This window comes from Blastococcus sp. SYSU D00820, assembly GCF_054050695.1.
Genome location: NZ_JBJGZW010000001.1, coordinates 373,019 through 385,489 on the forward strand (window position 1 = coordinate 373,019; position 12,471 = coordinate 385,489).

Consider the following 12,471-nt stretch of genomic DNA (forward strand, 5'->3'; position numbering starts at 1 on the left):
GCCGTGCCGGGCGCGGTGCCCTACGGTCGCCGTCATGCCCGAGCCCGTGCTGCCCGCCACCGCCCGGACCCTGCTGGCCCGCGTCGCGCGCGTCCAGCGCGACGGCCGCGTGCCCGGCGTCGTGGCCGGCGTGGTGCGGGACGGCGGGCTCGCGTGGTCGGCCGGCCGCGGCGACGTCCCGGAGCCGCACACCGACGTGCAGTACCGCCTGGGCTCGATCAGCAAGACCGTCACCGCCGTGGTGGTCATGCGGCTGCGCGACGAAGGCCGGCTGCACCTGGACGACCCGCTGGAGCGGCACGTGCCCGGCACGCCGCTGGGCGACCGGACCGTCGGCCAGCTGCTCGCGCACCTGGCCGGCGCCTCGGCCGAGACGCCCGGGGGCTGGTGGGAGCGGGTACCCGGCGGCTCCCTGGACGAGCTGGCCCTGACCGCGGACGCCGTCGTGCTGGGTGCCGCCCGCCGGTTCCACTACTCCAACCTCGGCTTCGGCCTGCTCGGCGAGCTCGTCGAGCGGCACCGCGGGCGGCCGTGGGCCGACGTCGTCCGCGACGAGGTGCTCGCCCCGCTCGGCATGTCGCGGACGACGACCCGCCCGCAGGCGCCGGCGGCCGAGGGGCGCGCGGTGCACCCGTGGGCCGACGTCGTCCTGCCCGAGCCGGAGTTCGACGCCGGGGTGATGGCCGCGGCCGGACAGCTGTGGGCCACGCTGGCCGACCTCGCCCGGTTCGCCGCCTTCCTGCTCGGTGACACCGGCGACGTGCTGGCGCCGGCGACCCTCGACGAGATGGGGGTGCCGGCGGGGGTCGACTCCTCGGCGCCGGGCTGGTCGGCCTACGGGCTGGGCCTGCAGGTGCTGCGCATCGACGGCCGCACGCTCACCGGTCACGGCGGCTCGATGCCGGGCTTCCTGGCCGGGGTCTTCGTCGACCGCGAGGAGCAGACGGGCGCGGTGTCGCTGGCCAACACCACCAGCGGGATGGACGTGCTGGTGCCCGGGCTGCTGGCCGACCTGCGCGAGGCCGAGCCCCGCATCGTCGAGCCGTGGACGCCCTCGCCGTCCCCGCTGGAGCTGGACCTGCTCGGCGTCTGGTTCTGGGGGCCCGCGCCCTACGTGCTCCGCGCCGTCCCCGGCGGCCTGCTGCACCTGGGGCCGCTGCCCGGCCGTGCCGGGCGGGCCAGCCGGTTCGCCCCGCGCGCGGACGGCACCTGGCTGGGGCTGGACGGCTACCACGCGGGCGAGACCCTGCGAATCGCCCCCGACCACCTCGACCTGGGCTCGTTCGTCTTCACCCGGACGCCGTACGACCCCGAGGCGCCGGTGCCCGGCGGGGTGGACGAGCGCGGCTGGCGCTAGAGCCGGTCGAAGGCGTCCATGGTCGTCTTGACCACCGCGCCATAGGCCAGGTGCGGCACCAGGTCGCTGATCCAGTCGGTGGCCGACCAGGTGCGCGGGTCGGTGATCCCCAGCGCGGTCATCGGGCCGTTGGCGGCGACCAGCACGCCGAGCGTGGTGAGCGCGGTGCCGACCAGGGGCTGCGAGCGGAAGCCCGCCGCCCGCGCCAGCCCGGTCAGGACGCCGACCCCCACGCCGGCCACCAGGCCGGTCATGGGCCCGAGCCCCTGCAGCCGGTTCTGCCGGGTCTCCTCGTCGCCGGGGATCGGCACGTGCGCCTTGCCGGCCAGCGCCTCCACCGTCCGCTCCGGGGTCGAGCTGCTGCCCCGGCCGCGGACGGCCATGTCGAGGTAGGTGACCGCGTTGAGCGCGGTGCTCCCCGCCGCGCCGGCGGCCGCGCCGCGCAGTGCCCAGCTCAGCGGGCTGATGCCCCGCCGTCCCTTGCCGATGGTGCCCAGGGGGGTCCGTTTCGCCATGTCGGGGGCGGTACCCGCCCCGCCGGCCGGGACACGCGGGTGGCGGCCGGCTCCGGGGACACCGACGCTGGGGGAGTGGAGGGCGTCGCGGCGGAGCTGGAGCGGCTGATCGGCGTGCTGCTCGACCAGCGCCGTCCGGGCGCCTCGATCTGCCCGTCCGAGGCCGCCCGGGCGCTCGACGCGGACGGCTGGCGTGCGCTCATGCCCGACGCCCGCGCCGCGGCCGGCCGGCTGGCGGTGACCGGCGCGGTCGAGGTCATCCAGGGCGGGGAGGTGGTCGACGTCGCCACCGCCCGAGGGCCGGTGCGGATCCGCCGCCCGCGCTGACGATCAGCTGCCCGGCACGGGCCGGCGCAGGTAGGCGGCGAGCAGGCGGGCGCAGCGCTCGACGGTCTCGGTGTGCATGACCTCGTAGCCGTGCGTGGACAGCGTCGGCAGCGACAGCAGCGCCGCCTGCGCTGTCTGCCCGGACGCCTTCGCGTGCGAGGCGTCGGAGTCGAAGGACTGCCAGACGGCGGCCCGCGGGTCCAGGCCGAGCTCCCGGCCCAGCGCGAGCAGGTGGTCGCAGATGCGCTTGTCGTAGGCGACCGAGTCGTCGGCGTAGGCGACCACCGGGCCGTCGTCCACCGAGACCTGGTACTCGGCCTCCGCCGGGCCGACCTCGACGGCGAGGGTGACGTCGCCGGGCAGCGTCCGCGCGGCGTACCCGGCGCCGATGCCGCCCATCTCCTCGCTGGTCGACGCGACGAGGTAGACGTCGGCCGGTGGCGGGCCGCCGGCGCGCAGCAGCTCCGCGGCCCGGACGAGGGCGGTCAGCGCGGCCCGGTCGTCGAGGAACCAGCTGCCGTGGAAGTCGCCGAAGCGCAGCAGGCCCCGGCGGCTGTCGTGCACGCAGACGCGGGTGCCCGGGTGCACCCCCGCGGCGGCGAGCTCCTCGGCGGTGCGGCCGGTGAACACGTACACGTGCGACCAGTCCAGCGCCTGGTCGCCCTGGTCCGGCTTGGTCTGCCAGATCCGTGGGCTGTCGGTGGTCGTGTGCTCCGAGCCCAGCGTCAGCACGGCGGTCAGCGTCTCCTCGTCGCCGAGGACGGCGACCGGGCCCAGCCCGAAGTTGCCCGGGTGCATGACGCCCAGCGAGGTGACCCGGAGCGTGCCGTCGGGCTCCACCCGCTTGACCATCATCGTGAGCTCGTCGAGGTGGGCCACCACCCGCACGACCGGGGTGCCGGGGCGGCCCTCGCCGCGCACGAGGGCGACGAGATTGCCCGCGGCGTCCACCCAGGTCTCGTCCGCGAGCGGCTCGAGCTCCCGGCGCACGACGTCCCGGACGGCGTCCTCCTGGCCGACCGGCCCGTAGGTGCGCAGCAGTTCGTCGAGCAGTTCGGACGACGGGCGGGGCACGGCTCTCCTCGGGGACGGACGGCGCTGGGCCGGCGAAGGCGGCTCGGCGGCCGTGGTCTCGACCGCCGAGCCTGGGCACCCGCGGTCGCCGGCAACCCCGGGGTCCTCGGCCTGCGGTGCCCCCGCCTCACGCCGGGTAACCGGCCCGTCAGGGGGTCGGTGCTCCCGTCGACGACCGCCGCGGCGGGGATGCGGTGCCGGGCCACGAGGATGCCCGCGGCCTGCTCGGCGCCCGCCCGGTGAGCCCTACTCGGGGGCGGCCTCCCCGGCCGCGCGCTCGACCAGCGGGGCGACCCGATGGTCGACCAGCCGGCGCAGCGCCAGGGCGGTGTCGGTGCGCTCGACGCCGGGGATGGCGAGCACCTGCTCGGACAGCCGCCACAGGTCGTCGGCATCGCGCGCCACCACCCGGACCAGCAGGTCGGCGGCGCCGGACAGGGCCGTCACCTCGAGCACCTCCGGGATGCCGGCCAGGGCCTCGCCCACCTCGGCGAGGCTGCGCTGCACCACCTGCACGGTCATGTACGCGCCGAGCCGGTAGCCCAGTGCCTCGGGCAGCAGCCGGGTGTCGTAGCCGGCCAGCGCCCCGCCGGACTCCAGCCGCGCCAGCCGCGCCTGCACCGTGTTGCGCGCCAGCCCCAGCCGCTGGGAGAGGGCCATGACCGAGGCGCGGGGGTCCTCGGTCAGCGCCTGGAGCAACCGGGCGTCGGTGGCGTCGAGCTGCGGCATGGCGCGCAGTCTGACATGCGTGGACGCCCAACTACTGCGCGGAGTGCGCGGTGTACGGGACGGTCCTTGCGCAGTACGCACGGTCGATGTTTCGCTCCGGAACGGGGCGGGTCGTGTCACGATGTCGTGAGTGACGTCACACCCCGGCGTCACGTACGTCCACCGACCGCAGCACGCCGGCGACCCCGGGTGCGCGGGAGACGACGAGGAGTTGCCATGAGCCGACCCGCGAACGCGCGGTCCGCACCCGCCGCGGCGGTCGACCCGGTACCCGGCGCGGCCGCCCCGCACCTGCCGGCGCAGCCGGAGCTGGTCCAGCTGCTCACGCCCGAGGGCGAGCGGGTCGAGCACCCGGACTACTCGATCGACCCGACCCCCGACGAGCTGCGCGGCCTGTACCGCGACCTCGTCCTCGTGCGGCGCTGGGACGTCGAGGCCACCGCCCTCCAGCGGCAGGGCGAGCTCGGCCTGTGGGCCTCGCTGCTCGGCCAGGAGGCGGCCCAGGTCGGCGCCGGGCACGCCCTGGCCCCCGACGACATGGCCTTCCCCACCTACCGCGAGCACGGCGTGGCCTGGGTGCGCGGCGTCGAGCCGCTGCACGTCATGAGCCTGTTCCGGGGCGTCGACAACGGCGGGTGGGACCCGGTCGCGACCGGCTTCAACCTGTACACGATCGTCATCGGGGCCCAGACCCTGCACGCCACCGGCTACGCCATGGGCGTGCAGCGGGACGGCGCCGAGCAGGCCGTGCTCGCCTTCCTCGGCGACGGCGCGACCAGCCAGGGCGAGGTCAACGAGTCGCTGGTGTGGGCCGCGGCGTTCTCCGCGCCGGTGGTGTTCTTCTGCCAGAACAACCAGTACGCCATCAGCGCGCCGATCGAGCGCCAGTCGCGCGTGCCGCTGTACCAGCGGGCGTCGGGGTTCGGTTTCCCCGGCGTGCGGGTCGACGGCAACGACGTCCTCGCCGTCCTGGCGGTCACCCGGGCCGCCCTGGCCGCCGCCCGCGAGGGCCAGGGCCCGACGTTCATCGAGGCCTTCACCTACCGGATGGGCGCGCACACGACCTCCGACGACCCCACCCGCTACCGGCTGGCCGACGAGCTGGAGGAGTGGAAGCTGCGCGACCCGATCGCCCGGCTGAAGGTGTACCTGGCCCACGAGGGCATCGCCGACGCCGCCTTCTTCGACGCGGTCGACGCCGAGGGCGACGAGCTGGCCGCCCGGGTGCGCGCGGGCACGATCGGGATGCCCGCGCCGCCGCCGTCGTCGATGTTCGACGGCGTGTACGCCGAGCAGACGCCGCACCTGGCGGCCCAGCAGGCGGAGTTCGAGGCGTACCAGGCCTCGTTCGAGGGGGCGCACCGCTGATGGCCACCGAGACGCTGACCCTGGGCAAGGCGCTCAACCTCGGCCTGCGCCGCGCGATGGAGGACGACCCCAAGGTCGTGCTCATGGGCGAGGACATCGGCCGGCTGGGCGGGGTCTTCCGCATCACCGACGGCCTGCAGAAGGACTTCGGCGAGGACCGCGTCGTCGACACCCCGCTGGCCGAGGCCGGCATCGTGGGCACCGCGGTCGGGCTGGCCATGCGCGGCTACCGGCCGGTCTGCGAGATCCAGTTCGACGGCTTCGTCTTCCCCGCCTACAACCAGATCGTCACCCAGGTGGCCAAGATCCACGCCCGCTCGCAGGGCCGGCTGACCATGCCCGTGGTCATCCGCATCCCCTTCGGCGGCGGCATCGGTGCGGTCGAGCACCACAGCGAGAGCCCGGAGGCCTACTTCGCGCACACCCCGGGGCTGAAGGTCGTCGCGGTGAGCAACCCGGTCGACGCCTACTGGGGCATCCAGCAGGCCATCGCCTCGCCCGACCCCGTCGTCTTCCTGGAGCCCAAGCGCCGGTACTGGGAGAAGGCACCGGTCGACCTCGACGCCACGCCCGAGCCGCTGTTCGGTTCCCGGGTGGTCCGCGGGGGCGACGACGTGACGGTGCTGGCCTACGGACCGATGGTGCGCACCGTGCTGCAGGCCGCGGAGGCCGCCGCCGAGGAGGGGCGCTCGCTGGAGGTCGTCGACCTGCGCACGCTCTCCCCGCTGGACCTCGAGCCGGTCTACGACTCGGTGCGCCGCACCGGCCGCTGCCTGGTCGTGCACGAGGCGCCGGGCACGCTCGGCATGGGCGCGGAGATCGCCGCCCGGGTCACCGAGCGCTGCTTCCACTCGCTGGAGGCGCCGGTGCTGCGGGTGGCCGGCTACGACGTGCCCTATCCGCCGGCCCGCCTGGAGGAGGAGTACCTGCCCGACCTGGACCGGGTGCTCGACGGCGTCGACCGGCTCATGGGGTTCTGACCATGCCGACCCTGCGTCAGTTCCGGCTCCCCGACGTCGGCGAGGGCCTCACCGAGGGCGAGATCCTGCAGTGGCTGGTGGCGGTGGGTGACACCGTCACGGTCAACCAGCCGCTGTGCGAGGTGGAGACGGCCAAGGCCGCCGTCGAGCTGCCCTCGCCGTTCGCCGGCACCGTCACCGAGCTGCTGCACGCGGCGGGCGACACCGTCGACGTCGGCGCGCCGATCATCACCATCGACGTCGGGGGCGATGCCTCCGACGGTCCGGCAGCGGACGGGCGCACCCCGGCCGACGGCGAGCCCGCGGCCGGGCGCACCGCCGTCCTGGTGGGGTACGGGCCCCGGGCCACCGAGCCGCGCCGGCGGCCGCGCCGCTCGGGCACCGCGGTCGCCGAGCGGGCGACCGCACCGGTCGCGCCGGTGCTCACGACCGCGCCGGACGTCGACACCAAGCCCGTGCGCCACGGCGGCCTGGAGATGGGCCGCGCGGTGGAGTCGCACGCCGAGGTGACCGAGGCCCCGCCGACCGCGCCGGCCCGGCCCGGCACCGGCCGCCCGCGGCCGCTGGCCAAGCCGCCGGTGCGCAAGCTCGCCCGCGACCTCGGCGTCGACCTCACCGCGCTGACCGGCAGCGGTGCGGGCGGGGTGATCACGCGGGCCGACGTCGAGGCGGCGGCGGCCGCCGCGCCACCGACCGCGGCCGCCCGGCTGTCGGCGGTGCCCGCCGGCGGGGAGCAGCGCATCCCGGTGACCGGCGTGCGCAAGCACACCGCGGCGGCGATGGTGGCCAGCGCGTTCACCGCGCCGCACGTCACCGAGTTCCTCACCGTCGACGTCACCCGCACCATGAAGCTGCGCTCGCGCCTGGCCGCGCGGCCGGAGTTCGCCGGGGTCAAGGTCAGCCCGCTGCTGTTCGTGGCCAAGGCGCTGCTGCTCGCCGTGGGCCGGCACCCGATGGTGAACAGCCGCTGGGACGACGCGGCCCGGGAGATCGTCGTCCCGGACCGGGTCAACCTCGGGATCGCCGCGGCGACGCCCCGGGGGCTGCTCGTGCCCAACGTCAAGGACGCCGGCCGGCTCTCCCTGCCCGAGCTCGCACGGGCGCTGGGCGAGCTGACCGAGACGGCGCGGGCCGGGCGCACCAGCCCGGCCGACATGGCCGGCGGCACGATCACGATCACCAACATCGGGGTGTTCGGCGTCGACACCGGCACGCCGATCCTCAACCCCGGTGAGTCGGCGATCCTGGCCTTCGGCGCGGTCCGGCCGATGCCGTGGGTGCACAAGGGCCGGGTCGTGCCGCGGCAGGTGACCACGCTGGCGCTCTCCTTCGACCACCGGGTGATCGACGGCGAGCTGGGCAGCCGGTTCCTGGCCGACGTCGGCGCCGTGCTGCACGACCCCGCGGCAGCGCTCGCGTTCTGAGGCGGCCCGGCGCCGGTCCCAGGGTGGAGGATGCCGCCGTGGACCGTCGCCGCCCCGCGCTCGTCGCGCTGCTGCTGTTCGTCGTGCTCACCGGTGCCGCGATCGCCGTGGCCGGCTCCCGGCCGGCCACCGGCGAGGGCACCGTGCCGTGGCTGCTGCAGACGATCGGCTACCTGTGCGCGGTCGCGGGCGGGGTCCTGCTGCTGTCGGGGAGCGGGCAGGGGAGCCGGGCGGTCGGCGGGGTCGTGATGGCCGCGACCGTGGTGATGGTGCTCATCGACGGGATGACCCTCCTGGCGGACGGGCAGGGCGCGGACATCGGAGGCGGGTTCGTGCGGCTGCTCTGCCTGGTCGTCATCGGCGTGGTCACCGCCCGGCTGGCGGTCGCCGTCGCGGCGGACCGGCGGTCGGCGCTGTGACCACGACCGACCTCGACCGGCTGCTGGCCTTCGCCGCCCGCGCGCGCGTCCCCGAGGGCGGCTTCGGCGCCCTCGGGGACGACGTCCGGGTGCTGCCGGGGCCGCAGGAGACCTGGATCGTCGCGCGGATGACGCACGTCTTCGGCCTGGCCGAGCTGCTCGGCCGGCCGGAGGCGGGCGAGCTGGTCCGGTCCGGTCTCCGGGCCCTCGCCGAGGGTCCGCTGCACGACGGGGAGCACGGCGGCTGGCGGGCGGCGGAGGACGACGGCACCAAGGCCGCCTACGTGCACGCCTTCGTCGTCCTCGCCGGCGCGACCGCCACCACGGCCGGGGTCGAGGGCGGCCGGGCGCTGCTGGACGAGGCGCTGGCGGTCTGGCAGGACCGGTTCTGGGACGACGCCGCGGGGCTGGCCCGCGAGGAGTGGACGCCGGACTGGTCGGCCTGCGACGGCTACCGCGGCGCCAACGCCAACATGCACGGCGTCGAGGCCTCGCTGGCCGCCGCCGACGCGCTGGCCGCCACCGACCCGGAAACCGCCGCCCGGCTCCGCGACCAGGCGCTGCGCAGCACCGAGCGGATCGTGCACGGCTTCGCGCGGGAGCGCGGCTGGCGGCTGCCCGAGCACTTCACCGCCGACTGGGTGCCGCTGCCCGAGCACAACCGCGACCGGCCGGCCGACCCCTTCCGGCCCTACGGCGTCACGGTGGGGCACCAGTTCGAGTGGGCGCGGCTGTGCCTGCACCTGCGCGCGGCGCTCGACGGGAACGGCCATTCGCGCGCGAATGGCGGAGAGGGGGGAGGGCCGCCGGGCTGGCTGCTCCCCGACGCGGTGGCGCTCTTCGACGCCGCCGCCGACCGCGGCTGGGCCGCCGACGGCGCGCCCGGGTTCCCCTACACCCTCGACTGGGACGACCGCCCGGTCGTCGGTGCCCGGATGCACTGGGTGCTCTGCGAGGCCGTCGCCGCCGCGGCGGTGCTGGCGCGGGTCACCGGCGAGGAGCGGTTCGCCGGCCTGGCGCGGCGCTGGCGGGCGCACGGCGAGGAGCGCTTCGCCGATCCGGCCACCGGGAACTGGCGCCACGAGCTGACGCCGTCCGGAGAGGTCGGCACCGGTACCTGGACCGGACAGCCCGACGCCTACCACCTGGCCCAGATGCTGCTGCTGGAGAACGCCCCGGTCCGGGGCAGCGTGGCCGCCGCGCTGCGCTGACCTGCAGGTCCGAGGTGTCGGCCGCGAAGACGCGGGGTAGGCCGTGGGCGACCGATCAAGCGACATCCGAGGAGCTGAGACCGTGGCCAGCGTGCAGGAGTCCGTCGACGTCGACGTCCCGATCCGCGTCGCCTACGACCAGTGGACGCAGTTCGAGTCCTTCCCCCAGTTCATGGGCGGCGTCGAGCGCATCACCCAGATCGACGACACCCACACCCACTGGGTCACCAACATCGACGGCGTGAAGCGTGAGTTCGACGCCGAGATCACCGAGCAGCACCCCGAGGAGCGGGTCGCCTGGACCAGCACCACCGGGGAGGCCAAGCACGCCGGTGTGGTGACCTTCCACCGTCTGGACGACACCAAGACCCGGGTCATGATCCAGATCGACTGGCAGCCCGAGGGCCTGGTCGAGAAGGCCGGCGCCGCGCTGGGCTTCGACGACCGCCAGGTCAAGGCCGACGCCAAGCGGTTCAAGGAGTTCATCGAGAGCCGCGGCACCGAGACCGGTGCCTGGCGCGGTGACGTCTCCCGCCCCGACCAGTAGGAGGCCGACGCAGCGGCGCCCGTCCCCCGAGGGGACGGGCGCCGCTGCGTGCCCAGGGCTGGCAGGCCCTGATTCAGGCGTCGAGGTCCTCGGCCACCATGCCGGCGATCCGGGCGAGCACCGCCTCGTCGTCGCTGGTCACCACGACCTCCGCGCCCTGCTTGGCGCCGAGCGTCATGATCATGAGTGCGGAGCCGCCGTCCACGGGCGCTCCCCCCGGGGTGGCCAGGGTGACCGGGACGCCGGACTTCGCGACGGCCTCGGCGATCAGGGCCGCCGGGCGGGCGTGCAGCCCGACGCGGGAGCCGACGGTGACGGTCTGACTGGGCATGGGTCCTCTTCCTCGCTGCTCAGGATGCCGGTCGGGTGAAGCCTGCCGGATCAGGTCCGCGCCGGCTGGGTGGCCGGGGCGGTGGTGTGGGCGTGCGCCAGGTCGACGGCGTCCTCGGGGACGGCGTCGGCGCGGGGCCGCCCGATGCTCTTCGCCACGGTGACCGCCAGGGCACCGACGATCGTGCCCGCCACCAGGGCGACCACGAACATCAGCACGCCGGTCATCGCGAAGAAGACGAAGATGCCGCCGTGCGGGGCGCGGAGCTCCACGCCGCTGGCCGCGACGATCGCGCCGGTGGTGGCGCCGCCGAGCATCATCGACGGGATGACCCGCAGCGGGTCGGCCGCGGCGAAGGGGATCGCGCCCTCGGAGATGAACGACAGGCCCAGCAGCCAGGCCGCCTTGCCGTTGTCCCGCTCGGCGGGGGTGTAGAGCTTCGGCCGCACCAGCGTGCTCAGCGCCATCGCCAGGGGCGGCACCATGCCCGCGGCCATGACCGTCGCCATGATCACCAGCGGGGCGCCGCTGCCGGCGGCCAGTCCGGTGGTGGCGAAGACGTAGGCCGCCTTGTTCACCGGGCCGCCCAGGTCGAAGCACATCATCAGGCCGAGGATGATCCCGAGCAGCACGGCGGAGGTGCCGGACAGCCCGTTGAGCCAGTTGCCCAGGCCCTCGAGCGCGGCGGCCAGCGGCCGGCCGAGCAGCACGGCCATGATGCCGCTGGAGATCAGGGTGGCCAGCAGCGGGATGATCACGACCGGCTGCAGCCCCCGGACGCCGGCGGGCAGCTTCCAGGAGGCGATCCAGCGCGCGGCGATGCCGGCGATGATGCCGCCGATCAGGCCGCCGATGAAGCCGGCGCCCACGAAGACGGAGACCGAGCCGACGACGAAGCCGGGCACGATGCCGGGGCGGTCGGCGATGGCGTAGGCGATGTAGCCGGCCAGCGCCGGGACGAGGAAGCCGAAGGCCGCGGCGCCCAGCACCCGGCAGACGGCGCCGAGGTAGCCGAGGAACCCGTCGTTGAGCCCTTCCACGCCGGAGACGTCGGGCAGGTCGAAGAACGAGTTGTTGAGCACCCAGTTCTGCGCGTAGCTCAGGCTGCCGTCGGTGGCCGGGTCGGGGTTCACGATCTGGTATCCGCCGAACAGGAAGCCCAGCGCGATCAGCAGACCGCCGGCCGCCACGAACGGGATCATGTAGCTGACGCCGGTCAGCAGCCACCGGCGGAGCTCCGAGGCGGCGCCCGGCCGGGGGCCGGCGGATGCGGCGGCGTCCGCACCGCCCGCCGTGCCGGGGACGCGCCGGGCGTCGGGGTCGTCGGCGGCGGCGAGCGCCTCGCGGATCATGACGGCGGGCTCGTTGATCGCCCGCTTGGTGCCCGACTGCACCACGGGCTTGCCGGCGAACCGTTCGCGCTCCTTGACGCCGACGTCGACGGCGAAGACGACCGCCTCGGCGTCGCGGATCACGTCGGCGGCCAGCGGGGTCGACCCGGACGAGCCCTGGGTCTCCACCTGCAGGTCCACGCCCGCCTCGCGGGCGGCGGCGGCGAGCTTGTCGGCGGCCATGTAGGTGTGCGCGATGCCCGTCGGGCACGCGGTCACCGCGACCAGCCGGCGGCGCGCGGCCGGGGCGGCCGCGGCATCCGGGGCGGCCGCGGCAGGTGCGGGGGCGGGCGCCGCCGCGGAGGCGGGCGCCTCGGCCGGCGCCGGCGCCGGCGCGACGACGTCCTGCACCAGGGCCACCACCTCGGCGTCCGAGCCGGCCTCGCGCAGCGAGGCGACGAACTCCGGCCGCACCAGCGCGCGGGCCAGCGCGGTCAGCAGGGTGAGGTGGTCGGCGTCCCCGTGGGCGGGCGCGGCGATGAGGAAGACGAGGTCGGCCGGGCCGTCCGGTGCGCCGAAGGCGACCGCCGGGGCCAGCCGGGCGAAGGCCAGCGAGGCCTCGGTGACCGCCGCCGAGCGGCAGTGCGGGATGGCGATGCCGCCGGGCAGGCCGGTGGCCGCCTGGGCCTCGCGGGCCAGCACGTCGCCGGCCAGCGCGTCGGCGTCGGTGGCGCGGCCGGCGGCGGCGACCAGTCCGGCGAGCCGGCGGACGACGGCGTCCTTGTCGGTGCCGAGGGAGGCGTCGAGGACGACCAGCTCGGGGGTGATCAGGGGTGACATGGGGACCTCTCCGGGAGG

At 75.8% G+C, this 12,471-nt stretch carries 13 protein-coding genes; 8 read left to right on the forward strand and 5 right to left on the reverse strand.

Annotated features, from left to right (window positions below):
- Nucleotides 1–34: 34 nt before the first annotated feature.
- Complete coding sequence (locus tag ACI79R_RS01750) at nucleotides 35–1,357, forward strand: serine hydrolase domain-containing protein (protein WP_456571852.1); 1,323 nt, start codon at nucleotides 35–37, stop codon at nucleotides 1,355–1,357.
- Here the strand turns inward: ACI79R_RS01750 and ACI79R_RS01755 are convergent.
- On the reverse strand, nucleotides 1,354–1,872 hold the full coding sequence (locus ACI79R_RS01755) for a hypothetical protein (protein ID WP_456571853.1): 519 nt from the start codon (nucleotides 1,870–1,872) through the stop codon (nucleotides 1,354–1,356). The genes ACI79R_RS01750 and ACI79R_RS01755 overlap by 4 nt on opposite strands.
- A gap of 75 nt (nucleotides 1,873–1,947) precedes the next feature.
- Here ACI79R_RS01755 and ACI79R_RS01760 point away from each other — a divergent pair, with 75 nt between their 5' ends.
- Nucleotides 1,948–2,199, forward strand: coding sequence for a DUF3253 domain-containing protein (locus ACI79R_RS01760; protein WP_456571854.1), 252 nt, complete (start codon nucleotides 1,948–1,950; stop codon nucleotides 2,197–2,199).
- Between the two features lie 3 nt (nucleotides 2,200–2,202).
- On the opposite strand, the gene ACI79R_RS01765 is transcribed toward ACI79R_RS01760, so the two are convergent.
- Complete coding sequence (locus ACI79R_RS01765; RefSeq protein ID WP_456571855.1) at nucleotides 2,203–3,273, reverse strand: M42 family metallopeptidase; 1,071 nt, start codon at nucleotides 3,271–3,273, stop codon at nucleotides 2,203–2,205.
- Nucleotides 3,274–3,519: 246 nt separating this feature from the next.
- Complete coding sequence (locus ACI79R_RS01770) at nucleotides 3,520–4,002, reverse strand: Lrp/AsnC family transcriptional regulator (RefSeq protein ID WP_456571856.1); 483 nt, start codon at nucleotides 4,000–4,002, stop codon at nucleotides 3,520–3,522.
- Between the two features lie 216 nt (nucleotides 4,003–4,218).
- On the opposite strand from ACI79R_RS01770, the gene pdhA reads away from it, so the two are divergent.
- The 6 genes from pdhA to ACI79R_RS01800 all read left to right on the forward strand — a co-directional run bounded on the left by pdhA (nucleotide 4,219) and on the right by ACI79R_RS01800 (nucleotide 9,951).
- Nucleotides 4,219–5,370 (forward strand): pyruvate dehydrogenase (acetyl-transferring) E1 component subunit alpha, encoded by a 1,152-nt coding sequence (pdhA, locus tag ACI79R_RS01775; protein WP_456571857.1) that lies wholly within the window; start codon nucleotides 4,219–4,221, stop codon nucleotides 5,368–5,370.
- Nucleotides 5,370–6,350: an alpha-ketoacid dehydrogenase subunit beta gene (locus tag ACI79R_RS01780; RefSeq protein ID WP_456571858.1), complete on the forward strand. Its 981-nt coding sequence runs from the start codon at nucleotides 5,370–5,372 to the stop codon at nucleotides 6,348–6,350. Before pdhA ends, ACI79R_RS01780 begins: the two co-directional genes overlap by 1 nt.
- A gap of 2 nt (nucleotides 6,351–6,352) precedes the next feature.
- On the forward strand, nucleotides 6,353–7,774 hold the full coding sequence (locus ACI79R_RS01785) for a dihydrolipoamide acetyltransferase family protein (protein ID WP_456571859.1): 1,422 nt from the start codon (nucleotides 6,353–6,355) through the stop codon (nucleotides 7,772–7,774).
- Between the two features lie 38 nt (nucleotides 7,775–7,812).
- A complete protein-coding gene (locus tag ACI79R_RS01790) occupies nucleotides 7,813–8,193 on the forward strand; it encodes a hypothetical protein (RefSeq protein ID WP_456571860.1) in 381 nt (126 codons plus the stop codon).
- Complete coding sequence (locus ACI79R_RS01795) at nucleotides 8,190–9,404, forward strand: AGE family epimerase/isomerase (protein WP_456571861.1); 1,215 nt, start codon at nucleotides 8,190–8,192, stop codon at nucleotides 9,402–9,404. The genes ACI79R_RS01790 and ACI79R_RS01795 overlap by 4 nt, the downstream gene beginning before the upstream one ends.
- An 82-nt stretch (nucleotides 9,405–9,486) precedes the next feature.
- Nucleotides 9,487–9,951: an SRPBCC family protein gene (locus ACI79R_RS01800; protein ID WP_456571862.1), complete on the forward strand. Its 465-nt coding sequence runs from the start codon at nucleotides 9,487–9,489 to the stop codon at nucleotides 9,949–9,951.
- A gap of 73 nt (nucleotides 9,952–10,024) precedes the next feature.
- Here the strand turns inward: ACI79R_RS01800 and ACI79R_RS01805 are convergent, their stop codons facing one another.
- Together ACI79R_RS01805 and ACI79R_RS01810 are read right to left on the reverse strand one after the other, a co-directional pair.
- Nucleotides 10,025–10,282: an HPr family phosphocarrier protein gene (locus ACI79R_RS01805; protein ID WP_456571863.1), complete on the reverse strand. Its 258-nt coding sequence runs from the start codon at nucleotides 10,280–10,282 to the stop codon at nucleotides 10,025–10,027.
- 50 nt (nucleotides 10,283–10,332) lie between these two features.
- A complete protein-coding gene (locus ACI79R_RS01810; RefSeq protein ID WP_456571864.1) occupies nucleotides 10,333–12,453 on the reverse strand; it encodes a PTS fructose transporter subunit IIABC in 2,121 nt (706 codons plus the stop codon).
- Between the last annotated feature and the right edge of the window lie 18 nt (nucleotides 12,454–12,471).

Coding starts and splice junctions, on each gene's coding strand:
- ACI79R_RS01805 (WP_456571863.1), bottom strand. CDS start 10,282: ATGCCCAGTCAGACCGTCACCGTCGGCTCCCGCGTCGGGCTGCACGCC.
- ACI79R_RS01780 (WP_456571858.1), top strand. CDS start 5,370: ATGGCCACCGAGACGCTGACCCTGGGCAAGGCGCTCAACCTCGGCCTG.
- ACI79R_RS01770 (WP_456571856.1), bottom strand. CDS start 4,002: ATGCCGCAGCTCGACGCCACCGACGCCCGGTTGCTCCAGGCGCTGACC.
- ACI79R_RS01785 (WP_456571859.1), top strand. CDS start 6,353: ATGCCGACCCTGCGTCAGTTCCGGCTCCCCGACGTCGGCGAGGGCCTC.
- ACI79R_RS01755 (WP_456571853.1), bottom strand. CDS start 1,872: ATGGCGAAACGGACCCCCCTGGGCACCATCGGCAAGGGACGGCGGGGC.
- ACI79R_RS01810 (WP_456571864.1), bottom strand. CDS start 12,453: ATGTCACCCCTGATCACCCCCGAGCTGGTCGTCCTCGACGCCTCCCTC.
- ACI79R_RS01750 (WP_456571852.1), top strand. CDS start 35: ATGCCCGAGCCCGTGCTGCCCGCCACCGCCCGGACCCTGCTGGCCCGC.
- pdhA (WP_456571857.1), top strand. CDS start 4,219: ATGAGCCGACCCGCGAACGCGCGGTCCGCACCCGCCGCGGCGGTCGAC.